Raw genomic sequence first — 24737 nt, forward strand, 5'->3', positions numbered from 1 at the left:
GCTCCCCCGTGCCTTTCCGACCCGCTCGAAGCAAAGGGCGGGACACCCTACTGAAACCCCGATCCGGCGACGACCAAACGTTCCCCCCGGGCGCGGGCCGGGCCGGATCCGCCGATTCCGCAGCTCAGCGCCTTGCGACGGTCCACCGGACCGGAGCGGTGACACATCTCTACTAAATCGATCTAGACAGTAGGTTTCATCCGTGCCAGCATTGCGGCGTGATCCGGGGAAGTGAGCTCGTGGCCCGCCGCCACATCGATCTGCTGCGCGTGTGCAGCGCCCGCTGTCTCTGACGAGCGCATCCGCCGCAGGCTCGCCCATGCCCGCCCACGCGTGCGGGTGGTCCCGGACGCCTCTCCCTTCGGCCCGGCAGGCCCCTTCTCCTTTCCCCTTCCTCGATAGGAGCGCAAGCGTGCAGTCGAGATCTCATGCCCTGCCCGTTCTCCGGTCGCGGCGCGTCCGGCGCGGTCCCGCCGCCGTGGTCTCCGCCGTCGCCGTGGCGGCGCTGACGACGGCGGTGCCGCCGGCGACGGCGGAAGCGCGGACCGATGTGGCGCTGGAGTGGTACGACGCCACCGCGGAGACCATCGCCGCCGCAGGGGCGCCGACCCAGTCCACCAACAGCCGCACCTGGGCGATCGGCTGGCTGGCCGCCGCCCGCGCCCTGCGCGCGACGCCCTCGGGCGTCGACGTCCGCGACTACCGGGACGCGGCGCTGGCCGGTGCGGTGCACACCACCCTGGTGACCCTGATCCCCGCCCGTGCCGAGGATCTCGACGCCCGGCTGCGGCGCACGCTGGAGCGGATCCCCGACGGGCCGGCGGAGGAGCGGGGCCTGGCCGCGGGCGCCGCGCAGGCCCGTACCGTCCTCGCCGCGCGGGAGGGCGACGGGCTCGATCCCGCCTCGGTCAACGTCGCCTTCCCGACGCCCGAACCCGGCCCCGGAATCTGGCAGCCCACCCCGCCCGCCCACAGCCCGGGCCTGCAGGCGGGCAACCGCAGGGCGCGGCCGTTCCTGCTGGAGCGCGCCGACCAGTACCGGCTCGCCCCGCCGCCCGCCCTCGGCTCTCCCCGGTACAGGGCGGACCTGGCCGAGGTGCGCGCGTACGGCTCGGCCGACAGCACGGTGCGGACCGCCCTGCAGACCGAGACCGCGGCGTTCTGGTACGGCTCCTCGCTGACCCTCTACACCGGGCCGCTGCGGGTCGCCCTGGCGCGGCTGGACCGGCCGGTCGCCGAACGGGCGAGGCTGGTGGCGCTGTTCCACGTCGCGCTGGTGGACACCCAGATCGCGACCTCCGACAGCAAGTACGCCCACCTGCGGTGGCGGCCCGTCACCGCGATCCGTTCCGCCGACATCGACGGCGACCCGGCCACCGAGCCCGACCCGGACTGGACGCCGCTGCACACCACCCCCGCCCACCCGGACTACCCGAGCGGCCACGCCACCTATTCGGGTGCCGCCGAGCAGATCCTGACCTCGCTGGTGGGCGCCCGCACCGCGCCGTTCACCCTCACCAGCCCCACCGCGCCGGGGGTCACCCGCACCTACACCGACTGGCGCACCCTGACCCGGGAGAACGTCGACGCGCGAGTCTGGTCGGGCATCCACACCAGGACCGCCGACACCGCGGGCGTCGTCCTCGGCCGGCAGGTCGCCCGGCACACCCTCCAGAACGCCCATCGCCTGTTCCGCTGACGACACCGCTTCCCCACCGGCCCCGCACCGCCATGGCGGCGCGGGGCCGGTGGGCGTTCCGGCGCGGTCGAGGGGGTGCGTTTCCGCCAGGGAGATGTGGCCCGGGGGGCGGCTGGCCTATGATTGTCGCGTGGCAACTATTAGGCGTCGCTCGTGACGCTGTGTGTCCGGTGGGGTGGGTCGGCGGTCCGGTCTCAGCAGGGATCCGGCGGCCTGGCGCGTTCGGCGAACGCGGCCAGGCCCTGGCCGAGGCGTTCGCGCTCCTGCGGGGTCATCCGTTCCAGGACCGCGTCCAGGTCGCGGCGCCGCTGCCGGTTCAGGTCCCGGATCAGCCGGTCGCCGGCGGGCGTGAGGCGCAGCGAGACCTGGCGGCGGTCGGTGCGGACCGGCACGCGCGCCAGCAGTCCCGCGGCCTCCAGCCGGTCGCACAGCCGGCTGGCCGAGGACGGCATCGCCTGCAGGTCGTCGGCCAGTTCCCGCATGCTGATGCCGGGATGCGCGGCGACGATCTCCAGCGCGCGCAGCTGCGAGGGCGGGACGTGCCCGGCGACCTGCTCCTGGGCACGGCACCACACGGCGATGAACGCGCGTCCGGAACGTTCGAGCGACTGGTTGTCGGCGGCCTGGATCTTCTCCTGGCTGGATTCGTCCACCGGCTGTCCTCGCCGTTCGATGGGGGGCGGTCACAGGTGGTCGTCACATCCCCACGGAACGCCCCGGTACACCGGCGTTCCGCCGAACAGGAAGGCGACGGAGGGCGAGTGGTGCGCGACGCGGATCGGGATCCCGCGATGACCTGCCCGGACGGCTCATCGGGAACGGACGCCGTGCCGCGCGGCGATGCCGTGGTGGCCGAGACGCTGCGGGCCAGGAGCGGGCGGATCGCGCACCGCTGGGCGGAGACGGCGCTGTTCCAGGCGGTCTACCGGGACCGTCGCGAGGCCGCGGTCGAGGCGGCGCACCGGCTGGTGGACGCGCTGGCCGAGGTCGCCGAGACGGGCTGCTGCGCCGATCCGCGGGCCGCCGGATTCACGCGGGCCAGGCCGTACCTGGCGGAGATCGCGGCGGCCCGGGCCACGGTGGGCGCCACCGCCTCGCAGGTCGGCCTCGAGGTCGCCGAGCTGTGCGAGCCGCTGGCCGCACTGGTGCGCGATCACGCCGACGCCCGGGCGGCCGTCGCCGAGCTGATGGGGACGCTGCGGCTGGTCGCGATGGAGGCGGGCGCTTGCTGACGACGGACGCCGCGGCGCGGCGCGCCGGGAGGCCGTGCCGGGCCGTGCGGGGCGGACGTCAGGCCGGCATCGGGAAGCCCGCCGAGTCCCCGTCGTCCCGCACCGTCGCCGCGCGGAACCCCCGCAGCCCGTTCAGCAGGGCCGTCCGGTCGGCCGGATCCATGCCCGCCAGGATCCGGGCGAGGGAATGCCGGCGGGCCTGCCGCAGTTCCTCCAGCAGTGCCCTGCCCTGGGCGCTGAGCCGCACGGTGATCACCCGCCGGTCGGCTCCCGGCACCCGCTCCAGCAGACCGGTCGCCTCCAGCCGCCCGCACAGCCGGCTGGCCGACGACAGCAGCGCGCCCATCTCCTCGGCCAGCGCGCTGACGCTGAGGGAACCGTGCCGTTCCACCACGAACAGGGCCCGCAACTGGGTCGCCGGAACGGGGGCGGTCAGATGACCGGCCGACCACACCGTCGCCAGGACCCCCGCCGCCTCGTCCACCGCGGCCGCCAGCCGCTCCAGGTCGTCGGCGGGCGGACCGTCGTGGCGGGGTGCGGACATGATCCCACTGTTACACATTCCCGCCCGCCGCGAGATGATCCGGCCACCTCCACCCCCTTTCCGTTCGCCTCGGCTCGCCTGGGCGATCCGACCAGAGACGAGCCCACATGATCAGCGAACGCCTCTCCGCCCTGGAACTCGCGCTGTGGCAGGCGCAGCCCCACGCGGTCGCCGACGCGGCGCGCACCGCCGTCACCGCCGCCTTCAGCGCCCGCAACACCGAGATCTGGCTGGCCGACTACCAGGTCGCCCTGCTGATCCCGGTCACCCCCAAGCACGATCCGGTGCGCATCGAGGACTGCCCGGCGGGCCGCGCGTTCGCCTCCCAGCGGCCGGTGCCCGAGCCGTTCGGCGAACGGTTCGCGACCGAGTCCGGCGGCCGCCTGCACCTGCCCCTCACGGTCCACGGGGACCGCATGGGCGTGCTGACCGTCACCCTGGCCCGGATGCCGGACGCCGACGAGGTCGACGAGCTGGTCGCCGCCGCGGCCGTGGTGTCCCGCGCCCTGGCGGTCGCCGACACCAGGACCGACGCCTTCCGCCGGATCCGGCGCCGCGCCCGCCTCACCCTCGCCGCCGAGATCCAGTGGGATCTGCTGCCGGGCCGCGCCTGCGTCACCGACGAGTACTCCCTGGCCGGTCAGCTCGAACCCGCGTACGCCGTGTGGGGCGACAACTTCGACTGGGCGGCCGCGTCCGACCACCTCACCGTCACCGTCACCAACGGCATGGGGCAGGGCATCGACGCCGCCCTGCTCACCCACCTGTCCATAGGCGCCCTGCGCAACGCCCGGCGTTCCGGCGCCGACCTGACCGAGCAGGCGGCCATGGCCAACCAGGCCGTCTACGCCCAGCACGCCGGCGACCGCTATGTCGGCACCCTGCTGCTGCGCTTCGACCTGGAGGCGGGCGTGCTGCGGGCCGTCGACGCCGGGTCCCCCCGGATGTTCCGGCTCCGCGACGGCGCCGTCACGCCCATCGCGCTGGAGCAGCAGATGCCGCTGGGGATGTTCGGCGACACCGAGTACGTCGAGCAGGAGATCCCGCTGCGGGCCGGCGACCGGCTGGTCGTCGTCAGCGACGGGGTCCACGACTCCCTGTCCGCGGACGGCCGCAGCTACGGGGCCCTCGACCTGCTCAGCGCCCTGCGCCGGACCCGGCTGCAGAACCCGCCCGAGGTCGTCCGCACCCTGATCCGCGAGCTGCTCGCCTACACCCGCGACAACGAACTCGCCGACGACGCCGTCATCGTCTGCCTGGACTGGACCGGCCGCTCCGCCGACACGTTGCGGTAGACCCCGCCGGGTGAGCGGGGCCCCTTTCTTTCTGCACGGGGTGCCATTAGCGTGGCGGGCGGCTCTTCCGGCACCGGGCGCCCTCGGACGGCCTGCGGGCGGTCACCGCCGGCGGGGTGCCCGGCGACCCGGCTGGACGCCGATGCCGAGGAGGGCCGTAAGCTGCTCCGGCACGCCGCGGCGGGGCCGGCCGCCCTGGTGGCGGACCGGTCGGGCCGGGCGGCGACGGAACGATGACCCCATCGATCCCGGAGACGACGCCGCCGTGCCGGCGGATGGAGGACCGACCCCGTGATCCCGCCCCTCCCGAACGGATTCCGCATCACCCTGGACGCCGCCACCAGACGGCTCGCCGAGGGACTGTGGTTCGGCGGCTCCCCGGCCCGTGTCATGCGGCTGAGCGACGCGGGCCTGGCCGCCTGGCGGGAACTGGCCGACGGCCCCGTCTCCTCGCCGGTCACGGGCGCCCTGGCCCGCCGCCTCACCGACGCGGGCCTGGCGCATCCGTGCCCTCCCGGCATCGACGCGGCCGACGTGACCGTGGTGATCCCCGTCCTGGACCGCCCGGCCCTGCTGGACCGCTGCCTGTCCGCGCTCGGCGACCGGCACCCCGTCCTGGTGGTCGACGACGGGTCGGCCGACGGGGCCGCCATCGCCGAGGTCGCCCGCCGCCACGGGGCCAAGCTCGTGCGGCGGCCGGTGAACGGCGGTCCCGCCGCCGCCCGCAACACCGGGCTGGAGCACACCGCCGGTGAGCTGGTCGCCTTCATCGACAGCGACTGCCTCCCGGAACCCGGCTGGGTCGACCGGCTGGCCGGGCACTTCGCCGACCCGCTGGTCGCGGCGGTCGCGCCCCGCATCGTCGCGCTCGCGCCCGACACCGGGCCGGGCCGCTACGCGCGCGCCAACGGCGGCCTGGACCTGGGCGACCGCCCGGCGCGGGTGGCCCCGGGCGCGCGGGTGTCGTACGTGCCGACCGCAGCGCTGATGGCGCGTCGTTCCGCCCTGCTGGACGTGGCGCGCGGCGGTGAGGCGTTCGACCCGGCGATGCCGGTGGGGGAGGACGTCGACCTGGTCTGGCGGCTGCACGAGAACGGCTGGCGGATCCGGTACGACCCCGCCGTGCGGATCGGCCACCACGAGCCGCCGACCTGGGGCGGCCTGCTGTCCCGGCGGTTCCGCTACGGCACCTCGGCCGCCCCGCTGGCGGTGCGCCACCCGACCTCGGTGTCGCCGCTGGCCCTGCATCCCTGGCCCGCGCTGACCGTCGCCGCGCTGCTGGCCCGCCGTCCCCTCGCCGCCGCCGCGGCGTTCGGCATGGCGAACCTGACGATGTACCGCAGGCTCCGCAAGGCCGGGATCCCGACGCGGGGAGTGCCGCGCGCGATGGCCGAGGCGACGTACCGGACATGGCTCGGCACCGGCCGCTACGCCACCCAGTTCGCCGGCCCGGCGCTGCTCGCGCTGCTGGCGGCCGGAGGCCGCAACCGCTGGCCCCGCCGCGTCGCCACGGCGTCGCTGCTGCTCGGCCCGCCGCTGGCCACATGGTCCGAACGCCGCCCCGCCCTGGATCCCGTGCGGTTCACGCTCGGCGTCCTGGCCGACGACATGGCCTACGGCGCCGGGGTCTGGGCCGGCTGCCTCCGCCACCGCACCGCCGTACCGGTCCGCCCGATGATCGTCCGCAGGACGGTGTGACGGTTCAGGGCCGGGGCCAGGGGCGGCCGGTGAGACGCTCGATGCTCATGTTGAAGCGCCGCAGGTAGGCGGCGAAGGCGGCGACGTCCTCCGGCGACCAGTCCGCCAGCGTCTTCTCCAGGCCCCGGATGTTGCGGGCGCGCTCCTCCTCGAGGCGGCGCCTGCCCTCCTCGGTGATGACGAACTTGCGGGCCATGCCGCCCTCGGGGTCGGGGATGCGCTCGACCAGCCCGCGGCGCAGCATGGCGGAGGTCTGCCGGTTGAGGGTGGAGACGTCCAGCCCGAACGCCTCGCTGAGCTGCCCGATGGACATCGGCCCGGTCATCTGGATGCGGCTGAGCAGCAGGTAGGCGCTGCGGTCCAGATGCCGGTCGCCGCCGCCGGCGCGGAGCAGGGCCATGTCGCGGTGCCGCCCGATGAGCATCGTCTCGAACTCGACCAGATGCGTGACCTCGTCCATGCCCGCCTCCTCCCGTGCCGCCGCGCCCTCACCGGCAGGTCTACCACACCGGATGTGCACCATCCCGATCTTATGCATCATGCACTCCTTATGTATGATGCACATGCCCCGAGACGAGGAGAACGCCCGTGGCGGACCTGCAGACCGGCGACCGCACCGGCCGGATCGTCGCCGCGCTGGCGGCGGCCGGCATCGTCGCCTCGCTCATGCAGACCCTGGTGGTGCCGCTGATCGGCGAGCTGCCGCGGCTGCTGCACACCACCGCCTCCACCGCCTCCTGGGCGGTCACCGCCACGCTGCTGGCCGGGGCGGTCGCCACCCCGGTGCTGGGGCGGCTCGGCGACCTGTACGGCAAGCGCCGCATGCTGCTGGCCTGCACGGTGCCGCTGATCACCGGCTCGGTGGTCTGCGCGCTGGCCGCCTCCGCCGCCCCGATGATCGTCGGCCGGGGGCTGCAGGGCGTCGGCATGGGCATCATCCCGCTCGGCATCAGCGCGCTGCGCGAGCTGGTGCCGCCGCAGCGGCTGGGCTCGGCGATCGCGCTGATCAGCTCCTCGCTGGGCATCGGCGGGGCGCTCGGCCTGCCGGTCTCCGCGGCCGTCGCCGAGCACGCGAGCTGGCGGGCGCTGTTCTGGGGTGCGGCGGCGCTGGGCGCCGTGGTGGCCCTGCTGGTCCGGCTGCTGGTGCCGCCCACGCCCGCCCGCGCCGCGCGGGAACGGCGCTTCGACCTCGTCGGCGCGCTCGGCCTGGGGGCGGGGCTGGTGTGCCTGCTGCTGGGCGTGTCCAAGGGCGGCGACTGGGGCTGGGCGAGCGGCACCACCCTCGGGCTGTTCGCCGCGGCGGCGGTCGTCCTGGCGGCGTGGGGCCGGTGGGAGCTGCGCACCGCCGACCCGCTGGTGGACCTGCGCGTCGCCGCGCGGCGCCAGGTCCTGCTGACCAACGCGGCCTCCGTCGTGGTCGGGTTCGCGATGTACGCGCAGGCGCTGATCGCGCCGCAACTGCTGCAGCTCCCCGCGGCCACCGGTTACGGGCTGGGGCAGTCGATGCTGGCCGCCGGCCTGTGGATGGCCCCGGCGGGCCTGGTGATGATGGCGGTCTCCCCGCTGGGCGCCCGGCTGTCGGCCGCCCGCGGCCCCAAGGTCACCCTGCTGGCCGGCACCCTGGTCATCGCGCTCGGATACGGGTCCTCGATGCTCCTGCTGGGGTCGGCGTGGGGCCTGCTGCTCGTCACCTGCGTCTGCAGCCTGGGCGTCGCGCTGGCGTACGGGACGATGCCCGCCCTGATCATGAACGCGGTGCCGCACTCGGAGACCGCCTCGGCCAACGGCTTCAACACCCTGATGCGCGCCGTCGGCACCACCGTGTCGGCCGCGGTGGTCGGGGTGGTGCTGGCCCGGATGACCGTACGGCTCGGCGAGCGCACCCTGCCGTCGGAGGCCGGGTTCCGGACCGGGATGCTGATCGGCTGCGGCGTGGCGCTGCTGGCCGCCGCGATCACCCTGGCCATCCCGGGCCGCCGGGCCGCGGCGGAGCCGGAGCCCGCCGCGGCCGAGCCGTCGGCGGCGACGGTGTGAGACGACACCGAAGGACGACGCCGAAAGGGCCGCCCACGGGGCGGGCGGCCCCTTCGTCCGGACCGGGGTCAGCCGGGGAGTTGCGCGCCGGCCTTGCGGACCGTGACCGGCTCGGCGAGCCGCTGCTCGTCACAGATCCGCTGGATCTTCTCCAGGGTCTCCTCCAGACCCGGCCCCAGCCTGGGACCCGGGGTGAACGTCGCCGGGAGATGGCGCATCCCGTTGATGACGCCGATCGTGTCGTAGTGCACCGTGCCCTCGGGATCGCACACGTAGTCCGGCATCCGGTCGAGCACCTGGACGAGCATCCGCTTGAAGACCGTGCGGGCGACGTTGGAGCCGATGCAGCGGTGGATGCCCAGGCCGAAGCTGGCGTGCCGGTTGCCCCTGCGGGCCAGGTCGATCTTGTTGGGCTCGGGGAACACCGAGGGATCCCGGTTGGCCATCGCCCACGACACCCACAGCCGCTCGCCCTCCCTGAACCGGGTGCCGAGGACCTCGCAGTCGGCCGAGATCGTGCGCCCGTCGCCCGGCGCGGGGGTGTAGTAGCGCAGGAACTCCTCGGTCGCCGAGTTCAGCAGCGTGTCCCGCTCCCGGCTCAGCCGCTCGCGCTCGGCGGGGTTCTCCGAGAGCCATTCCAGCGCGTGCGCGGTCAGCGCCGTGGTGGTGTCGAAACCGCCGCCGATGATCAGCGACAGCACGCCCAGGACCTCCAGGTCGTCCGGGACCTGGCCGTCGATCTCCACGGTGAGCGCGGCGTTCACCAGCCCGGGCCGGGGGTTGTCCCGGATCTCCGTCATCTGGCCGTACAGGTGCCGCCCCATCTCCTGGTGCAGCTCGGCGACCCGCTCCGCCTCGGGGGTGTTCGGCCGCGTGTAGACGGCGGCGTGCACCGGCTCGTTGTAGACGGTCCAGTGCTCGACCGGGATGCCCATCATCGCCAGGGTCAGCACGGCGGGAACGATGTTGGCCAGATCGTCGACGAAGTCGATCCGCCCTTCCTCGATCCTCTCGTCGAGACAGGCCCGGGTCACCTCGTCGATCACCGGGATCCACCGGTTGACCGCGGCCGGCGACAGGTACGGGTTGAGCGCCTGGCGCCAGTGCCGCTGCTCGGGCGGGTCCATCTCCAGGAAGCCGCCCCGGACGAGCGACATCCGCTCGGGCGTGGGAATGGAGATCCCCTTGTAGCCGCGCCGCTCGTTGTTGATGTCATTGTCGTTGGACAGGTACTCCACCGACCGGGCGGCGAGTTCGAAGACCTCGCGGTGCCCGGCGGCGACCCAGTGCCCGCCGTAGGTGTCCGACCAGGCGATGGGGCACTTGGCCTGCATCTCCTCGGTGATCTTCTCGAACTGGTGGCGGTACTCCGGCGTGTGCCGGTCGAAATGGTATCTGTGCCGCTTGCGGTCGTCGTCGTCCGTGTTCATGGGCGGTGCCCTTCCTCGTCGGGGGATGGCGGAAAGAATCGGGCGCCGTTGCCTTCAGGAGATGATGGAGATCGCCCGCTCCGGGCAGGAGTTGACGGCCTCGACGGCCTGTTCCTCCTGGTCGGCGGGGACCTCCTCGTTCACGACCTCGGAATGGCCGTCGATGTCGCGCAGCCGGAAGACCTCCGGAGCGTTCATCGCGCACAGCGTGTGGCCCTGGCAGCGTTCGGAATCGACTCGCACCTTCACCGGCCTGTCCTCCTGTCTCGAAAAGGGAATCCTGCACGCGGTGATCCGGCCGCGCCGCCCGCGCCCTCGTCGGTGCGGGCGGCGCGGGGCCGTCACGTCACTTGTGGAAGTCGTGCCACTTCAGGTAGCCGCCGGCGTCCACCCGCATCTGCATTCCGGTCACGAAACGGGCCTCCTCCGACGCCAGGAACAGGACCGCGTTGCTGACCTCCACCGGCTCGATGTAGGGGACCGGCATCGCCTGCTGCACGCGGAACGCCGGCTCGGCGTCCTCGCGGGTCGGGTTCTCCAGGTCCGGGCGGAACGACCGGTACATCGGCTCGCTCTGCAGCATCGGGGTGTTGCAGTTGGTCGGGTGCACCACGTTCATCCGGATGCCGCGGGGGGCGAGGTTGCGGGCCAGCTCGTGCGCGTAGTCCGCCAGCACCCGCTTGCTGAACGCGTAGCCGCTGCCGCCGGGGTTCGTGCCCGGGGTCTGCACGATGCCGTGGTCCATCAGCGCCGCGGCGGAGGCGGTCACGATGATCGAGGCGCCCTCGGACAGGTACGGCAGCGCGGCCTGCACGGCGTTGATCGACCCGATCAGGTTGACGTCGATGACGTCGCACCAGGCCTGGATCGGCGGCTCGCCCTGGAGCGGGGCGATCCCGGCCTGCGCCACCACGACGTCCAGCCGGCCCAGCTCGTTCACGCCCTGCTCCAGCGCCCGCCGCAGCTGGCCGGCGTCGCGCACGTCGGCCTGCGCCGCCACGATCCGCCGGCCCTGCGCCTCGACCAGCCGGACGGTCTCCTTGAGGTCGTCGGGCGTGGCCATCGGGTAGCCGACCGTCTCGAAGTCCCGGCAGATGTCGACGGCGATGATGTCGGCGCCCTCCTCGGCCAGCCGCACCGCGTGGCTGCGGCCCTGACCGCGCGCCGCGCCGGTGATGAACGCGACCTTGCCCTCTACACGTCCCATCGGTGATGTCCCTTCTCGAGTGATCCGCCCGCCGGCCCGGTTCACCGGGCGGGCGGTACCGCACCGGCCAGAGCGTTGAGCGCGTGCTCCAGCGCGCCGAGCCCTCCGCCCAGCTCGGCGGCGACCTTGCGCACGACGTCGACGTCCTTGGTGACGAAGTCGCCCACGGCCTGGGCGAACGCCGCCACCGTGCCCCTGGCCGCGACACCGGTCAGCGCCCGGCTCGCGGCGCTTCCGTGGGTGAGGGCGCCCAGCAGGACCCCCTCGTCCACCCCCATCCGCGCGCCCAGCCCGGCCGCCTCCGCCAGCAGCCCGACCTGCGCCGCGAACAGCGCGTTGTTGATCAGCTTCACCCGCTGCCCGGCCCCGGTCGGGCCGACGTGCAGCACCGGGTCGGCGTAGCTCTCCAGCGCCGGCCGGACCCGTTCCACCGCCTCCCGCGGGCCGCCCGCGAAGACGGTCAGCCGCCCGGCCGCGATGTCGTGCGGGCCGCCGCTGACCGGGGCGTCGACCACGCCGATCCCGAGCGGCTCGGCCCGCGCGGCGACCGCCTCGGCGGTGCCCGGGCTGCCGGTGGTGTGCACGACGACGGCCGAGCCGCGCGGCATCCCGGTCAGCAGCCCCCCGTCCAGGCACACCCGGCGGACCTGCTCGTCGGTGAAGACGCACACCACCACGGCGTCGGTGCCGTCGTCGGTGACGCCGGCCGGGTCGGCGACGACCTGCGCCCCCTCCGCCGCGAGCGCGTCCCGGGCCTCGGCCGAACGGCCCAGCACCCGCACCTCGTGGCCCGCCCGGACGAGCCGGCGCACCATCGGGCGGCCCATCCGCCCGGCTCCGATGAATCCGAGGCGCATCACGTTCCTCCTCAGTCAGTGGCCGTCGCCGCACGCTCCGCGCGACCACCGCTCCGGCGGCCGGAACGGTCACCGGGGACGGCGGACGGTCGCGCGTCGTCGCGGCGACGACCTGTGGCTCGACTGCGCCCAGGGATCGAGCGGGGCCTGCTTCGCCCATGGCGCGCCCTCGCCGGTCGGCACCGCCCGGCAGGGACGCGGAGGGGTTCTGGGGCGCCGGGGTGACGAGGCGTCACCGCCGACGTGCATCACCTCCTCGAGAGATGCAGGTCACAGTGGATGCTACGCACGCTCAGTCATTTAGGCAATCAATCAAAAAAGTGAACGAAGATTCATGTAAGCGAACTGGTGTTCAACACGCGGTGCGCCGGTCTTCCGTTCGATGAACGCGCAGCTCACAGCGGTGGGAACGGGTCGGGGCGGCGGGTGGCCGGGTCGGGCGCGGCGGACCGGAGAAGGACGACCGTCGCCCGTCCTGCCGTGCGGGGCAGGGCAGCGGGGCGGGATCGGGCTGCTTGACGGTGCGGCTCGGCGGCTGGTTGTCTTCGCCCTGAGCCGGCCGCCGGCACCAGGCCGGCCCTTCCGGTCCGTTCCGGACGGCACCGGAGCCGAACCGCTCTCTGTTCGCACGCCCAGGGGGACAGGGGCGATCAGCCCGCCGGCGGGCACCCGGACCCCGGGTCTCCCGCCGACGGTCCGGACCGCCATGCCCACCGCTCCGCCCCCGCACGGAGCCCGTCGAGATCCCCGCCCCGGCCCACGCCGTGCGCTCCCGGACGTGACGGCGGGCCGCACGCGTCCGCGGCGTCGATGCGACCGCCGCAGGCCCCGAAAGGAGAAGCGATGAGCAGATTCGGCACGGCACGGCCCGGTGCCGCCCCCGCGAACGTCCGCCCGGCGGGGGAGGCGCACTGATGCGCGTCGGGTTCATCGGCCTGGGCAGCCAGGGCGCCCCGATGGCGCGCCGGATCATCGAGGCGGGCCACCCGACCACGCTGTGGGCCCGCCGCCCCGCCTCGCTCGAGCCGTTCGGCGGCACCGCCGAGGTCGCCGGCTCGCCCGCCGACCTGGCCGCCGCCAGCGACCTGGTGTGCATCTGCGTGGTGAACGACGCCGACGTCGAGGAGGTCGTCACCGGCGAGCGCGGGGTGCTGGCCGGGCTCGGCGAGGGCGGCGTGATCGCCGTGCACAGCACCGTCCACCCCGACACCTGCCGCAGGCTCGCCGACCTCGCCGGGGCCCGCGGCGTCTCGCTGGTCGACGCGCCGGTGAGCGGCGGCGGTCCGGCCGCCGAGGCGGGCCGGCTCCTGGTGATGGCGGGCGGCGACGCCCGGACCGTCGAACGCTGCCGCCCGGTGTTCGCCGCCTACGCCGACCCCGTCGTCCACCTCGGCCCGCTCGGCTCCGGGCAGCTCGCCAAGCTGCTCAACAACCTGCTGTTCACGGCGAACCTGGCCACCGCCGCCGGTGCGCTGGCGCTCGGCCGGGCGCTGGAGGTGGACCCGGCCCGGCTCGCCGAGGTGCTCTCCCACGGCAGCGGGGGGAGCTTCGCGCTGGGCCGGGTCGCCGCCGCGGGCGGCGCGCTGGAGCCGCTGGGACCCCGGGCCGGCGCGCTGCTGCGCAAGGACGTCGGGCTGGTCGCCGAGCTCGCCGAGGCGGCGAAGGCGCGGGCGGGCACCGTGCTGGAGGCAGCCGACGCCGCCCTGAAGATCATGGGCCACCCCCGCTAGGGACCCCGCGATGTCCCCCGAGACGCCTCCCGAGAACGGCTCCGGACCCGACGGCGACCGCCCCACCCTCGCGGAACGGGCGGTCCGCCGCCGGGTCGCGGCCCTGGAGGAGGCCGCCCAGTCCGACGTGCGCGCCCTCATGGAGGCCGGGCTGGCGCTGATGGTCGAGGGCGACGGGCGGCGCGGGCCGCGGGTGGCCGACATCGTGGCCGCCGCCGGGCTGTCCAACGACGCGTTCTACCGCTACTTCACCGGCAAGGACGCGCTGGTCGCGGCGATCGTCGACCAGGGCGCGCGGACCGTGGTCGGGTACGTCCGGCGCCGGATGGCCGCGGCCGGCGACCCGACAGAGCAGATCCGCGCCGGGGTGGCGGCGATCATGAAGCAGGCCGCCGACACCGCACTGGCCACCAAGACCCGCGCGGTGCTGCGCAACGCCTCGAGCCTGCCGCCGGGCACCCGGCACGTGTCGGTGGCGCTGGTGGACTCGCTCGCCGAGCTGTTCACGCCCCCGGCCGCGGCGCTGGGGGCGGCCGATCCCGCGCGCACCGCCCGTGCCGTCGCCGCCACGGCGGTCGCCGCCATGCAGTACCACCTGTTCAAGGAGCAGGCCCCCGGCGAGGAGGACCTCGCGCACCTCACCGCCTTCCTGCTCGCCGGCCTGCCCGGGGCGCAGCCCTCCGACCTGCGCTGATCCGCTTCTCCACCCGTTTGCAGAGTGTCCTTTCTGGATGCGAGAACGTCATTCTGATATCTTTCGAACAGCATTCTGGGTGCGGTGGCGGCCGCGCCGGGGCGCCCAGCGGAAGAGAGGACCCCTGCATGTGGGATTTCAGTACCGACCCCGAGTTCCAGGCCAGGCTCGACTGGGTCGCCCGGTTCGTGCGGGAGGAGATCGAGCCGATCGACGTGCTGTTCCCGGGCACCGCCGACCCCTATGACCGGGACGGCGAGGTCTTCCGGGAGGTCGTCCGGCCCCTCCAGGAGCAGGTCAGGAAGCAGGGCCTGTGGGCGGCGCACCTGCCGCCGTCGCTGGGCGGCATGGGGATGGGCCAGGTCAGGCTGGCGCTGCTGAACGAGATCCTCGGCCGTTCCCAGTGGGCGCCGATGGTGTTCGGCACCCAGGCCCCCGACTCGGGCAACGCCGAGATCCTGGCCCACTACGGCAACGAGGAGCAGCGCCGCCGGTTCCTCGAGCCGCTGCTGGACGGCCGGATCGTCTCCACGTTCGCGATGACCGAGCCGCAGGGCGGCGCGGACCCGGGCGGCTTCACCTGCCGGGCGGTCCGCGACGGCGACGAGTGGGTGATCAACGGCGAGAAGTGGTTCGCCTCCAACTACCCCCACGCCGCGTTCGTCATCGCCATGGTCATCACCGACCCCGACGTGCCGGTGCACAAGGGCTCGTCGATGTTCGTCATCCCGCGCGGCACCCCCGGCATGGAGATGGTGCGCGGCACCGGCCTGGGCGGCGAGCCCCTCGGCGACGGCGCGCACGGCTACCTGCGGTTCACCGACTGCCGGGTGCCGGCCGAGAACCTGCTCGGCGAGCCGGGCACCGGCTTCGCCATCGCCCAGACCCGGCTCGGCGGCGGCCGGCTGCACCACGCGATGCGCTCGATCGGCCAGTGCCGCCGCGCCATGGAGATGATGCTCGAACGCATCGCGAGCCGCCGCACCCGCGGCCGCCCGCTGGCCGACCAGCAGGCCGTCCGGCAGGCGCTGGCCGACACCTGGATCCAGATCGAGCAGTTCCGCCTCCAGGTGCTGCACGCGGCCTGGCAGGTCGACCGGGCCGCCGAGACCGGCGACCCCGAGCACGCCAGGCTGGCCCGCCTGCACATCTCGGCGGTCAAGGCGGCCACCCCCAGGACCCTGGTCGACGTCGTCTACCGGGCCGTTCACCTGCACGGGGCGCTCGGCGTGTCCAACGAGCTGCCGCTGATGCGGATGTGGCAGAGCGGCCCGGTGCTCGGCATCGCCGACGGCCCGACCGAGGCGCACAAGGACGTCGTCGCCCGGCTGCTGCTGCAGGACGCCGAACCGGCCGAGGACAGGCTGTTCGGCTCCGAGCACATCCCCACCCGGGTGGCGGCCGCCCGCGAGAAGTTCGCCGGCCGGCTCAAGGGCCTGGCGGGCGCCCGATGAGCGACCGCGGGCCCGCCGAGCAGATCGTCGACCTCGACCGCCTGAACGCCTGGCCGCACCTGGCCGGCCTGCCGGGCGACGGGCCGTTCACCGCGATCGCCCCGATCACCGGCGGTTCGCAGAACCTGCTGTTCGCGCTCACCCGGGCCGACGGCACCGAGCTGGTGCTGCGCCGGCCGGGCCGGCACGCCGCCGGGGACGCGGCGTCCGCCGCGTTCGCCCGCGAGAGCCGGGTGCTGACCGCGCTGGCCGGCACCGGGGTCCCGCACCCGCGGCTGTACGCGAGCTGCCTGGACGACACCGTGATCGGGGCGCCGTTCTCGATCGTGGCCAAGGTCGACGGGTTCACCCCGCGGGGGAGGCTGCCCGGCGGGTACGCCGCCGACCCGGGCTGGCGCCGTGAGCTGGCGCTGGAGCTGGTCGCCGGGGCCGCCGCGCTGGCGGCGGTCGACCCGGAGGCGATCGGGCTGGGCGACCTCAGCAGGACCGAGGACTGGCTGAACCGCCAGACCCCCCGCTACCTGCGGATGCTGGAGGGCTACCGGGAGTCCGCCGAGTACCGCGCGAGCGAGTCCCCGGCGGTCGGCCCGGTCGCCGACTGGCTGCGGGCCAACGTGCCCGCGCACGGGCGGATCGGCATCGTCCACGGCGACCTGCAGTTCGCCAACGTGATGTTCCGCCGCGACGAACCCAGGCTCGCCGCGATCGTGGACTGGGAGATGGCCGCCCTCGGCGACCCGCTGGTGGACCTGGCCTGGATCCTGACCGCGTGGCGGGAGGAGGGCGACCCGCCCGGCAGCGACCCGCAGCTGCAGCCGTGGGACGGGATGCCCTCCCGCGCCGAGCTGGTCGCGCACTACGCCGGGCTGACCGGCCGGGACGTCTCGGACTTCCGGTGGTTCCAGGTGCTGGCGTGCTTCCGCCTGGCCGCCCTGCTGGAGGGCGGCTACTTCCGCGCCCTCAATGGGAGGATGGACCGGCGGATCGGCGAGGGCCTGCACGGCTACGCCGGATGGCTGTGGGCCAAGGCCGAGCAGGAGATCGAACGGGCGTGACCGGTCCGGCCGCCCCGCGCTCCGGGTGCGGGACGGCCGGGCCCTCAGCGGGCGGCGAGGGCTTCGAGCATCTGCTTGCGGTAGGGCAGGATCAGCGCCGGCGCGTTCCAGCCGAGGACCCCGGTGACCCGCCCGTCCACGCGGTACACGGCGACGAAGCGCTCGTCCCCGGGCGAGCCCTTCTCGAAGGTCACCTCGCCGCCCTCGGGGAGGACGCCATGAGCCTGGATCTTGACCTCGTACTGGTCGGTCCAGAAGTACGGCAGCGGGGAGAACGGCCGCTCGTCGCCGTGCAGCAGGTTCAGCGCCGCGGCGGTGCCCTGCTCGGTGGCGTTCATCCGGTGCTCCAGCCGCATCCGCCGCCCGTAGCCGGGGTGGATCCACGAGGCCACGTCGCCCGCCGCATAGACCCCGGGGGCCGCCCGGCAGAACTCGTCGCACTCGACGCCGTCGCCCAGCGGCAGCCCGGAGCCGCCGAGCCAGTCCACGTTGGGCTCCGCCCCGATCGACACCAGCACGCAGTCGGCGGGAACGACGGCGCCGTCGGACAGCGCGACACCGGTCACCCGGTCGTCCTCGCCGCGGATCTCCCGGACGCCGACGCCCGTGCGCAGGTCCACGCCGTGCGCGCGGTGCAGGTCGGCGATGGCCGCGCCGATCTCGGGGCCGAGCTGGCGCATCATCGGCTGCGCCAGGGGATCGACCACGGTGACGTCGAGGCCCAGCCTCCGGGCGGACGCCGCGACCTCCATGCCGAGGAAGCCCGCGCCGACGATCACGACCCTGCGGCCCGTCTCGAACGCCGCCCGCAGCCGCACCACGTCCGTGTGGCCGCGCAGGACGTGGACCCCGTCCAGGTGGTGCCCGCCCGGCAGCAGCCGCGGTCGCACACCGGTGGCGATGACCAGCCCGTCGAACGCCAGGGTGGAGCCCTCGTCGAGGCGGACCCGCCGGCGGTCGAGGTCGAGCCCGCAGGCCCGCCGGTGGAGCAGGCGGGACGTCCAGGCCGGTGTAGTGCCCGTCCTCCCGCAGCCGGATCCGCTCCAGGTCCCAGGCGCCGGTGAGGACCTGCTTGGACAGCGGGGGACGGTCGTAGGGGAGGACCGGCTCCTCGGCCAGCAGGACCAGCGATCCGTCGTACCCCTCCCGGCGGAGGGTCTCGACGGCCGCCAGGCCCGCCGCGCCCCCGCCCACCACCACGATGCTCTGCATGGATCGCATAGTCCTGACCTCTCGGTTCGCCGGGCGGCACCGGCTGCCCCGGACACCCCGGTGTTCCCAAGCATAACGACGCTCACTAAAGTAAAGCTCATTAGAAAATGCTGAATCACGGTTCACAATGCCGGGTCGCATCCGGTGCGGCGGCATGGAACGAGGAGACGACGTGGCCGGATCCGCGGGACGCCCCCTGCCGCTGCTGACCCTGGAGAACGAGTTCTTCTGGACCTCGGGAGCGGACGGCCGGCTGCGCTTCCGGCAGTGCGCCGACTGCACCGCCCTGATCCATCCGCCGCAGCCGGTCTGCCGGTACTGCCGCGGGCACGACCTGCGGATCCAGGCCGTGTCCGGACGCGCGACGCTGGCCTCGTTCACCGTCAACCACCGGTTCGGCCTGCCGGGACTGCCCCCTCCGTACGTGGTGGCGCAGGTCGCGATCGAGGAGGACCCCCGCGTCCGGCTCACCACCAACATCGTCGGGTGCGACCCCGAGCTGCTCGAACTCGGCATGCGGATGGAGGTCGTCTTCGAGCGGGCCGAGGACGTGTGGCTGCCGCTGTTCCGGCCCGCGGCCGAGCAGGGCGAGCCGGCCCCGCCGCCGCCCGACGAGATCGAGCCCGACCAGGTGTGGCGGCACGTGCGGCCGATGGTCCGGCGGGAGAAGTTCGAGGACAAGGTCGCCGTTACCGGCATCGGCGCCTCACCGATCGGCCGCCGCCTGATGGTCCCCCCGCTGTCGCTCACCGTCCAGGCGTGCGATCGCGCGATCGCCGACGCCGGCCTCACCGTCGACGACATCGACGGCCTGGCCACCTATCCGGGCGGCGGGGCGTACGGCGGGTTCGCCGAGGGCGGCGTGACCGCGCTGGAGGCGGCCCTGGGCATCCGGCCGACCTGGCACAACGGCGGCATCGAGACGTTCGGCCCCGGCGGCTCGGTGATCGCGGCGATGCTGGCGGTGGCCGGCGGGCTGGCCCGGCACGTGCTGTGCTTCCGCACCCTGTGGGAGGCCACGCAGGGCGAGCTGATGCGGCAGGGCAGGCTCGCCCCGGGCGGCGGCCGCACCCCGAGCTGGCTGGTGCCGTTCGGGGCCACGTCGGCGGCGCACACCCTGGCGCAGAACGCCCAGCGGCACTTCCACCGCTACGGCACCACCCGCGAGACGCTCGGCTGGATCGCCCTCAACCAGCGCGCCAACGCCGCCCTCAACCCGGACGCGATCTACCGCGACCCGATGACGATGGACGACTACCTGAACGCCCGGCCCATCACCACCCCGTTCGGGCTGTACGACTGCGACGTGCCCTGCGACGGGGCGGTCGCGGTCATCGTGTCGGCCGTGGACGCTGCCCGGGACCTGGCCAGGCCACCGATCCTGGTGGAGGCCGTCGGAACGCAGATCATCGAGCGGATCGAGTGGGACCAGAGCACCTCAGCCCACGAGCCGCAGGTGCTCGGTCCCGCCGCCCACCTGTGGACGCGCACGTCGCTGCGGCCGGGCGACGTGGACGTGGCCGAGCTGTACGACGGCTTCACGTTCAACTGCCTGTCGTGGATCGAGGCGCTGGGCTTCTGCGGCATCGGCGAGGCCAAGGACTTCCTGGACGGCGGCAAGAACATCGCCCGCGACGGCGTGCTGCCGCTCAACACCCACGGCGGCCAGCTCTCCCACGGCCGCACCCACGGCATGGGCCTGATCCACGAGGCGATCGTCCAGCTCCGCGGCGAGGGCGGGGAGCGGCAGGTGCCCGGCGCCCGCGTGGCGGTGGTGAGCAGCGGCGGCCTCACCCCCGGCGGGGCCATCCTGTTCCGGACCCAGGCGTGACGCCGCGCGTCCGCGGACGGATGATCGACTGACGACCCGATCGACTGGAGGACGAGATGGACGCCGACGTTGCCGCGTTGCTGCTGGTGCGCGTGGTCGTGGGGATCACCATGATCGCGCACGGGGTCAACCACTGGGTGGGCGGCGGCCGCATCGAGGGCACCGCCCGCTGGTTCGGTGGGCTCGGGCTGCGGCACGGCAGGCTGCAGGCCTGGATGAGCGTGGTCACCGAGATCGGCGCGGGCGCGCTGCTGGTCCTCGGCCTGCTCACCCCGCTGGCCTGCGCGGCGGTGATCTCCGTGATGCTGGTCGCGGGGCTGCTGGCGCACCGGGCCAACGGCTTCTTCGTGTTCAAGGACGGCTACGAGTACGTCCTGGTGCTCGGGGTGGTCTGCCTGGCCCTGGCGATGCTGGGCCCGGGCCGCTGGTCGGTGGACTCCGCCGCGGGCATCGACGTCACCGGCTGGGCGGGCGGCGGCATCGCCCTCGGCGTGGCCGTGGCGGCGACGGCCGGCCTGCTCGCCGCCTTCTGGCGGCCCCGGCCCAAGCAGGCCGAGCCCGCCGAGCCCGCCGAGCCCGCCGAGCAGACCTCCTGATGGACCCGCTCACCACCCCGATCACGCACTTCTGACGGAACGCGCGTACGGTCATGCCGGAGTGCTCCGGTATGACCGTGGAGGAGCGGGAGTGAAGATCGTCACGAAGCTGGCGGACGGCCGTGAGCTGATCTACTACACGACCGGCGAGACCGGCGTGCGGGCACCGGCCGACCGGCGTCCGCTGGGCCCGGCCGCCGCGCGCAGTGAGGTGCGCCGGGACATGGTGACCGGCGACCACGTGACCATCGCGGCACACCGTCAGGACCGGACCTACCAGCCGCCGCCGGGGGAGTGCCCGCTGTGCCCGTCGCGGGACGGGCGGCTGAGCGAGATCCCCGCCGACGACTACGAGGTGGTGGTCTTCGAGAACCGCTTTCCCTCACTGGCGGGGGAGACGGGGCGCTGTGAGGTGGTGTGCTTCACCCCCGACCACGACCTGTCGTTCGCCGACCTGTCCGCCGGGCGCGCCCGCCTGGTGCTGGACGCCTGGACCGACCGCACCGCCGAACTGTCGGCCCTGCCGCAGGTACGGCAGGTGTACTGCTTCGAGAACCGGGGCGCCGAGATCGGCGTGACGCTGCAGCACCCGCACGGGCAGATCTACGCCTTCCCCTTCGTCACCCCGCGCACCGCCAAGATGATCGGGCGGGCGGCCCGCCACCGCGCGGAGACCGGCCGCAACCTCTTCGAGGACCTGCTGGCCGCCCAGCGGGCCGACCCCGTGCGGGTGGTGCTGGCCGCCGAGCACTGGACGGCCTTCGTCCCGTACGCCGCGCGCTGGCCGTACGAGGTGCACCTGTACCCCAACCGCCGGGTGCCCGACCTGACCGCGCTGAACGAGGCCGAACGCGCCGAGTTCCCCGGCCTCTACCTGGAGCTGCTCCGCCGCTTCGACCGGCTGTTCGCCGAGCCCGGCCAGGACGCCCAGGCCTCGCCGACGCCGTACGTGGCGGCCTGGCACCAGGCGCCCCGGGGCGAGCGGGAGCTGGCCCTGCACCTGGAGCTGTTCACCGTCCGGCGCGCCGCGGGCAAGCTGAAGTACCTGGCCGGAACCGAGTCCGGCATGGAGGCGTTCGTCAACGACGTCGCCCCCGAGGCGGCGGCCCGGCGGCTCCGCGAGGTCGCCTCCTGACGGCTACGGCTGCTCGCCGGACTCGGGGGGAGGGGCGGAGATGCCGCCGAGGCAGAACCGCCAGACCTCCTCGGCGGTGACCGGGGCGGCGTGGCCCTCGGCGGCGCCGCCGGCCTGGGCGACGAACGCGGCGAACATGACCGTCTGCATCACCAGGGCGGCCCGGCGGCGGGGCCTGCCCGCGGGGATCGCGCCGGCCTCGACGGCCTGCTCGACGAGCTCGGTGAAGACCGCCAGCAGCGGCAGGTTGGCGGTCGCGACCTCGGCCGGGTGCTTGACCAGGAGCTGCAGGGCGAAGTCACTGAACAGCGGCTGCTGGACGTCGGGGTTCGGCAGCGAGCTGCGGTACAGCATCTCGACGGCGACGCGCAGCCGCTCCAGCGGGTCGGACTCGGCGGCGGCGGCCTGTCTGATCTTGGCCGCCGACTTGGACAGCGCGTCCTCGAACAGTGCCAGCAGCAGTTCGTGCTTGCCGTCGAAGTGCTGGTAGAAGCTGCGCAGCGACTGCTTGGACCGGTCGACGACCTCCTGGACGGTGAAGTCCGTGGTCCCCTTCTCCGCGATCAGCTCCTGGGCCGAGTCCAGGAAACGTTGCACGCGCTGTTCGGCGCGGAGCTTGGCGGCACGGGTCGAACGCTCGACGGCGCGCTGGCGCCATGCGGGCTCTTCGGAGACTGAGGTCACGGCCAAAACGATACTCCACTGCATCGGGAAGACCGCGCAGTCCTCCACCGAACGTGACCCCGCGGTTATGAGACGCGTAATCAGCGCTCGTGAGACTCTTACTTGCTTCTAGCGAGAATGATACTCTCACACCATGCGTCACCTGGGCCGGCGGGCGCGGCGGCGTCCCGACGCGATCGCGGTCATCGAGGACGGCGGCCGGACCGTCGCCTGTGCCGACCTGGCCGCGGCCACCCGGCCATGAGGGCCGTCCGCCGCGACGCCCTCGGCGGGCCGGCGGTGATCGAGGAGATGGCGACGGCCCTGGCCGCGGGCCGCCGTTCGGCTGGCGAGGTTCTCCTGGAGGTCGCCCATGGACTTTGAATTCGACGAGGATCAGCGGCTGCTCCAGCAGATGGTCCGCGAGACGGTGACCAGGTCGCGGTCGCTGCCCGAGGAGGAGCTGTGGGCGCGGTACCGGGAGCTGGGGTGGCTGGAGGCCCCGCCGGTGGAGCTGGCGATCGTGCTGGAGGAGCTGGGGTACGTCGCCGACCCGACGCCGTTCCTGGCCACCGCCACCTGGTTCGCGCCGCTGGCCGGGCGGCTGCCCGAGGGGGCGGGGACGGCGGTGTGCGACGGGACCGGGCGGTTCGTGCTGGACGCCGACCGGGCCGATGAGATCGCGCTGGTCACCCGGGACGGCGTGGTCGTGGTCAAGGGCCCGGACGTGGACGCCGAACGCGTCGAGACGTTCGACCCGACCCTGCACGTGGCGCACGTGAACGTGCCCGGGCTGGTGGCCGGGGTCCCGGACCTGGCGCTGATGGGCCTGGCGATCTCCACGGTGGGGGCCTGCCGCCGCATCCTCGACATGGCCGTCGCGCACGTCAAGCAGCGCGTCCAGTTCGGGGTGCCGATCGGGTCGTTCCAGGCCGTCAAGCACAAGGCCGCCGACATGTACGTGGCGATCGAACGGGCCAGGGCGCTGGCCTACTTCTCCGCGCTGACCATCGCCGAGGACGACCCGCGCCGCGGCCGGGCCGCCGCGATGGCCAAGGCCGCCGCCGGCGAGTGCCAGCGCGTGGTCTTCCAGCACGGCCTGCAGCTCTTCGGGGCGATGGGCTTCACCTGGGAGAACGACCTGCAGATCTACCTGAAGCGGGCCAAGGCCGGCGACCTGCTGCTGGGCACGGCGGCCGAACACAGAAGGGCGTTGCTGACATGAGGCTGACCCCCGACCCGGAGGTGGAGAGGTTCCGTGCGGAGTTCTCCGCCTTCCTCGACGCCAACCTGCCCGGCGAGGAGGAGGCCGTGCCCCGCTCGCGGTCCAGCGCGGACATGCCGGAGTGGGCCAGGCGCTGGCAGCGGAGACTGTTCGACGCGGGCTGGCTGCTGCCCGGCCAGCCCCCCGAGTACGGCGGCCGGAACGCCACCCTGGCGCAGCAGCTCGCCCACCTGGAGGAGCTGTCGCGGCGGCGGATCTACCACAGCTTCAACCCGCAGGGCCTGGGCATCATCGCCGCTTCGATCCTGACGTTCGGGACCGAGGAGCAGAAGCGGCGGTGGGCCGTCCCGATCCTGCGGGCGGAGATCACCGCGGCGCTCGGCATGAGCGAGCCGGGCGCCGGGTCCGACCTGGCCGGGCTGCGCACCCGCGCGGTCCTGGAGGGCGACCACTTCGTGGTGAACGGGCAGAAGGTGTGGACCTCGGGCGCGCACGACGCCGACGTGCTGCTGACGTTCGTGCGCACCGACCCGGACGCCCCCAAGCACAAGGGCATCAGCGTCCTGCTCGTCCCCACCGACGCCGAGGGCGTGGTGCGCAGGCCGTTCGGGTCCATCACCGCCCCCGACGACCTGGACTTCAACGAGGTGTTCTTCACCGACGTCCGGGTGCCGAAGGAGAACCTGATCGGCCCGCTCAACGACGGCTGGCGGGTGGCGGGCGGCTCCCTCGGCCACGAGCGGACGCTGCTGTGGATCAGCTTCGCCGAACGGCTGGAGGACCTGCTCCGCGACGCGCCCTGCGACGAGGAGTGGTACGCCACGCTGCAGATGGACCTGCAGGCGCTGCGGCTGCTCGGCTACCGCCAGCTCGGCGGGGACCGCGACCCGGCGGAGATCTCCGTGCTCAAGCTGCTCGGCTCGGAGGCCGTGCAGACCGCGAGCCTGCACGCGCTGGAGGCCCGCGGCGCCGAGGGGCTGGTCCATCCCGCGTTCACCGCCCCGTTCAACCACATGAACAACGAGGCGTTCATCGCCAGCTGGTTCGAGCGCTACGTGCGCAGCTTCGCCGGGACCATCGCCGGCGGCACCTCCGAGATCCAGCGCAACATCATCGCCGAGCGCATCCTCGGCCTGCCCAGGTAAG

The 24737-nt window shown here is 73.9% G+C and carries 23 protein-coding genes and 1 pseudogene; 14 read left to right on the top strand and 10 right to left on the bottom strand.

The window, feature by feature from the left end; genetic code table 11:
- Positions 1 to 412 precede the first annotated feature (412 nt).
- Positions 413 to 1699: a vanadium-dependent haloperoxidase gene (locus HNR21_RS21200; protein WP_220500236.1), complete on the top strand. Its 1287-nt coding sequence runs from the start codon at positions 413 to 415 to the stop codon at positions 1697 to 1699.
- Positions 1700 to 1893: 194 nt separating this feature from the next.
- Here HNR21_RS21200 and HNR21_RS35460 read toward each other — a convergent pair whose 3' ends face one another.
- Positions 1894 to 2352: a MarR family winged helix-turn-helix transcriptional regulator gene (locus tag HNR21_RS35460; RefSeq protein ID WP_182706562.1), complete on the bottom strand. Its 459-nt coding sequence runs from the start codon at positions 2350 to 2352 to the stop codon at positions 1894 to 1896.
- A 111-nt stretch (positions 2353 to 2463) separates the two neighbouring features.
- On the opposite strand from HNR21_RS35460, the gene HNR21_RS21210 reads away from it, so the two are divergent.
- Entirely contained in the window at positions 2464 to 2931 is a 468-nt protein-coding gene (locus HNR21_RS21210) for an RsbRD N-terminal domain-containing protein (protein ID WP_182706563.1), read from the top strand.
- A 58-nt stretch (positions 2932 to 2989) separates the two neighbouring features.
- Here HNR21_RS21210 and HNR21_RS21215 read toward each other — a convergent pair whose 3' ends face one another.
- Positions 2990 to 3475, bottom strand: a complete 486-nt coding sequence (locus HNR21_RS21215) for a MarR family winged helix-turn-helix transcriptional regulator (protein WP_182706564.1) — start codon at positions 3473 to 3475, stop codon at positions 2990 to 2992.
- A 107-nt stretch (positions 3476 to 3582) separates the two neighbouring features.
- Here HNR21_RS21215 and HNR21_RS21220 point away from each other — a divergent pair, with 107 nt between their 5' ends.
- Positions 3583 to 4770, top strand: coding sequence for a PP2C family protein-serine/threonine phosphatase (locus HNR21_RS21220; RefSeq protein ID WP_182706565.1), 1188 nt, complete (start codon positions 3583 to 3585; stop codon positions 4768 to 4770).
- A 291-nt stretch (positions 4771 to 5061) separates the two neighbouring features.
- Positions 5062 to 6468, top strand: a complete 1407-nt coding sequence (mftF, locus tag HNR21_RS21225) for a mycofactocin biosynthesis glycosyltransferase MftF (RefSeq protein WP_182706566.1) — start codon at positions 5062 to 5064, stop codon at positions 6466 to 6468.
- A 4-nt stretch (positions 6469 to 6472) separates the two neighbouring features.
- On the opposite strand, the gene HNR21_RS21230 is transcribed toward mftF, so the two are convergent.
- Entirely contained in the window at positions 6473 to 6928 is a 456-nt protein-coding gene (locus tag HNR21_RS21230; RefSeq protein WP_182706567.1) for a MarR family winged helix-turn-helix transcriptional regulator, read from the bottom strand.
- 128 nt (positions 6929 to 7056) lie between these two features.
- On the opposite strand from HNR21_RS21230, the gene HNR21_RS21235 reads away from it, so the two are divergent.
- Positions 7057 to 8502 (top strand): MFS transporter, encoded by a 1446-nt coding sequence (locus HNR21_RS21235; RefSeq protein WP_312881134.1) that lies wholly within the window; start codon positions 7057 to 7059, stop codon positions 8500 to 8502.
- A gap of 68 nt (positions 8503 to 8570) precedes the next feature.
- Here HNR21_RS21235 and HNR21_RS21240 read toward each other — a convergent pair whose 3' ends face one another.
- From HNR21_RS21240 to HNR21_RS21255, 4 genes are all read right to left on the bottom strand, one after another.
- Positions 8571 to 9932, bottom strand: coding sequence for a cytochrome P450 (locus tag HNR21_RS21240; RefSeq protein WP_182706568.1), 1362 nt, complete (start codon positions 9930 to 9932; stop codon positions 8571 to 8573).
- 54 nt (positions 9933 to 9986) lie between these two features.
- The gene (locus HNR21_RS35465) at positions 9987 to 10181 is read right to left on the bottom strand and encodes a ferredoxin (protein ID WP_182706569.1); all 195 of its coding nucleotides are present in this window, start codon (positions 10179 to 10181) and stop codon (positions 9987 to 9989) included.
- A 97-nt stretch (positions 10182 to 10278) separates the two neighbouring features.
- A complete protein-coding gene (locus HNR21_RS21250; protein WP_182706570.1) occupies positions 10279 to 11139 on the bottom strand; it encodes a mycofactocin-coupled SDR family oxidoreductase in 861 nt (286 codons plus the stop codon).
- Between the two features lie 41 nt (positions 11140 to 11180).
- On the bottom strand, positions 11181 to 11996 hold the full coding sequence (locus tag HNR21_RS21255; RefSeq protein ID WP_182706571.1) for an NAD(P)-dependent oxidoreductase: 816 nt from the start codon (positions 11994 to 11996) through the stop codon (positions 11181 to 11183).
- A gap of 914 nt (positions 11997 to 12910) precedes the next feature.
- Between HNR21_RS21255 and HNR21_RS21260 the strand changes: the two genes are divergently transcribed.
- The 4 genes from HNR21_RS21260 (at position 12911) to HNR21_RS21275 (ending at position 16929) form a co-directional block, all read left to right on the top strand.
- The gene (locus HNR21_RS21260) at positions 12911 to 13726 is read left to right on the top strand and encodes an NAD(P)-dependent oxidoreductase (RefSeq protein WP_182706572.1); all 816 of its coding nucleotides are present in this window, start codon (positions 12911 to 12913) and stop codon (positions 13724 to 13726) included.
- Positions 13727 to 13736: 10 nt separating this feature from the next.
- The gene (locus HNR21_RS36065; RefSeq protein ID WP_182706573.1) at positions 13737 to 14420 is read left to right on the top strand and encodes a TetR family transcriptional regulator; all 684 of its coding nucleotides are present in this window, start codon (positions 13737 to 13739) and stop codon (positions 14418 to 14420) included.
- 128 nt (positions 14421 to 14548) lie between these two features.
- A complete protein-coding gene (locus HNR21_RS21270) occupies positions 14549 to 15874 on the top strand; it encodes an acyl-CoA dehydrogenase family protein (RefSeq protein ID WP_182706574.1) in 1326 nt (441 codons plus the stop codon).
- Positions 15871 to 16929, top strand: a complete 1059-nt coding sequence (locus tag HNR21_RS21275) for a phosphotransferase family protein (protein WP_182706575.1) — start codon at positions 15871 to 15873, stop codon at positions 16927 to 16929. Before HNR21_RS21270 ends, HNR21_RS21275 begins: the two co-directional genes overlap by 4 nt.
- 44 nt (positions 16930 to 16973) lie before the next feature.
- Here HNR21_RS21275 and HNR21_RS36070 read toward each other — a convergent pair whose 3' ends face one another.
- Positions 16974 to 17921: an NAD(P)/FAD-dependent oxidoreductase gene (locus tag HNR21_RS36070; protein WP_281402194.1), complete on the bottom strand. Its 948-nt coding sequence runs from the start codon at positions 17919 to 17921 to the stop codon at positions 16974 to 16976.
- A gap of 103 nt (positions 17922 to 18024) precedes the next feature.
- Positions 18025 to 18297 (bottom strand): annotated as a pseudogene (locus HNR21_RS36425) (hypothetical protein); the annotation flags it as partial.
- A 16-nt stretch (positions 18298 to 18313) separates the two neighbouring features.
- On the opposite strand from HNR21_RS36425, the gene HNR21_RS21285 reads away from it, so the two are divergent.
- The 3 genes from HNR21_RS21285 to galT all read left to right on the top strand — a co-directional run bounded on the left by HNR21_RS21285 (position 18314) and on the right by galT (position 21703).
- Entirely contained in the window at positions 18314 to 19972 is a 1659-nt protein-coding gene (locus HNR21_RS21285) for a thiolase C-terminal domain-containing protein (protein ID WP_220500238.1), read from the top strand.
- Positions 19973 to 20028: 56 nt separating this feature from the next.
- Positions 20029 to 20568 carry a DoxX family protein gene (locus tag HNR21_RS21290; protein WP_182706577.1) on the top strand — a complete coding sequence of 180 codons (540 nt, stop codon included), beginning with the start codon at positions 20029 to 20031 and terminating at the stop codon, positions 20566 to 20568.
- Positions 20569 to 20659: 91 nt separating this feature from the next.
- Positions 20660 to 21703, top strand: coding sequence for a galactose-1-phosphate uridylyltransferase (gene galT, locus HNR21_RS21295; protein ID WP_182706578.1), 1044 nt, complete (start codon positions 20660 to 20662; stop codon positions 21701 to 21703).
- A 3-nt stretch (positions 21704 to 21706) separates the two neighbouring features.
- Here galT and HNR21_RS21300 read toward each other — a convergent pair whose 3' ends face one another.
- Entirely contained in the window at positions 21707 to 22387 is a 681-nt protein-coding gene (locus HNR21_RS21300; RefSeq protein ID WP_182706579.1) for a TetR/AcrR family transcriptional regulator, read from the bottom strand.
- Between the two features lie 352 nt (positions 22388 to 22739).
- On the opposite strand from HNR21_RS21300, the gene HNR21_RS21305 reads away from it, so the two are divergent.
- The gene (locus HNR21_RS21305; RefSeq protein ID WP_182706580.1) at positions 22740 to 23591 is read left to right on the top strand and encodes an acyl-CoA dehydrogenase family protein; all 852 of its coding nucleotides are present in this window, start codon (positions 22740 to 22742) and stop codon (positions 23589 to 23591) included.
- The gene (locus HNR21_RS21310; RefSeq protein ID WP_182706581.1) at positions 23588 to 24736 is read left to right on the top strand and encodes an acyl-CoA dehydrogenase family protein; all 1149 of its coding nucleotides are present in this window, start codon (positions 23588 to 23590) and stop codon (positions 24734 to 24736) included. The genes HNR21_RS21305 and HNR21_RS21310 overlap by 4 nt, the downstream gene beginning before the upstream one ends.
- Position 24737 lies beyond the last annotated feature (1 nt).

Source organism: Thermomonospora cellulosilytica (assembly GCF_014138835.1).
Classification (GTDB): Bacteria; Actinomycetota; Actinomycetes; order Streptosporangiales; family Streptosporangiaceae; genus Thermomonospora; species Thermomonospora amylolytica.

What these genes read in the sequence shown, in the direction of transcription:
- HNR21_RS21215 (WP_182706564.1), bottom strand. Translation starts at nt 3,475, where the DNA reads ATGTCCGCACCCCGCCACGACGGTCCGCCCGCCGACGACCTGGAGCGG.
- HNR21_RS21220 (WP_182706565.1), top strand. Translation starts at nt 3,583, where the DNA reads ATGATCAGCGAACGCCTCTCCGCCCTGGAACTCGCGCTGTGGCAGGCG.
- HNR21_RS21230 (WP_182706567.1), bottom strand. Translation starts at nt 6,928, where the DNA reads ATGGACGAGGTCACGCATCTGGTCGAGTTCGAGACGATGCTCATCGGG.
- HNR21_RS21240 (WP_182706568.1), bottom strand. Translation starts at nt 9,932, where the DNA reads ATGAACACGGACGACGACGACCGCAAGCGGCACAGATACCATTTCGAC.
- HNR21_RS21250 (WP_182706570.1), bottom strand. Translation starts at nt 11,139, where the DNA reads ATGGGACGTGTAGAGGGCAAGGTCGCGTTCATCACCGGCGCGGCGCGC.
- HNR21_RS21255 (WP_182706571.1), bottom strand. Translation starts at nt 11,996, where the DNA reads ATGCGCCTCGGATTCATCGGAGCCGGGCGGATGGGCCGCCCGATGGTG.
- HNR21_RS21260 (WP_182706572.1), top strand. Translation starts at nt 12,911, where the DNA reads ATGCGCGTCGGGTTCATCGGCCTGGGCAGCCAGGGCGCCCCGATGGCG.
- HNR21_RS36065 (WP_182706573.1), top strand. Translation starts at nt 13,737, where the DNA reads ATGTCCCCCGAGACGCCTCCCGAGAACGGCTCCGGACCCGACGGCGAC.
- HNR21_RS21270 (WP_182706574.1), top strand. Translation starts at nt 14,549, where the DNA reads ATGTGGGATTTCAGTACCGACCCCGAGTTCCAGGCCAGGCTCGACTGG.
- HNR21_RS21275 (WP_182706575.1), top strand. Translation starts at nt 15,871, where the DNA reads ATGAGCGACCGCGGGCCCGCCGAGCAGATCGTCGACCTCGACCGCCTG.
- HNR21_RS21290 (WP_182706577.1), top strand. Translation starts at nt 20,029, where the DNA reads ATGGACGCCGACGTTGCCGCGTTGCTGCTGGTGCGCGTGGTCGTGGGG.
- HNR21_RS21305 (WP_182706580.1), top strand. Translation starts at nt 22,740, where the DNA reads ATGGACTTTGAATTCGACGAGGATCAGCGGCTGCTCCAGCAGATGGTC.
- HNR21_RS21310 (WP_182706581.1), top strand. Translation starts at nt 23,588, where the DNA reads ATGAGGCTGACCCCCGACCCGGAGGTGGAGAGGTTCCGTGCGGAGTTC.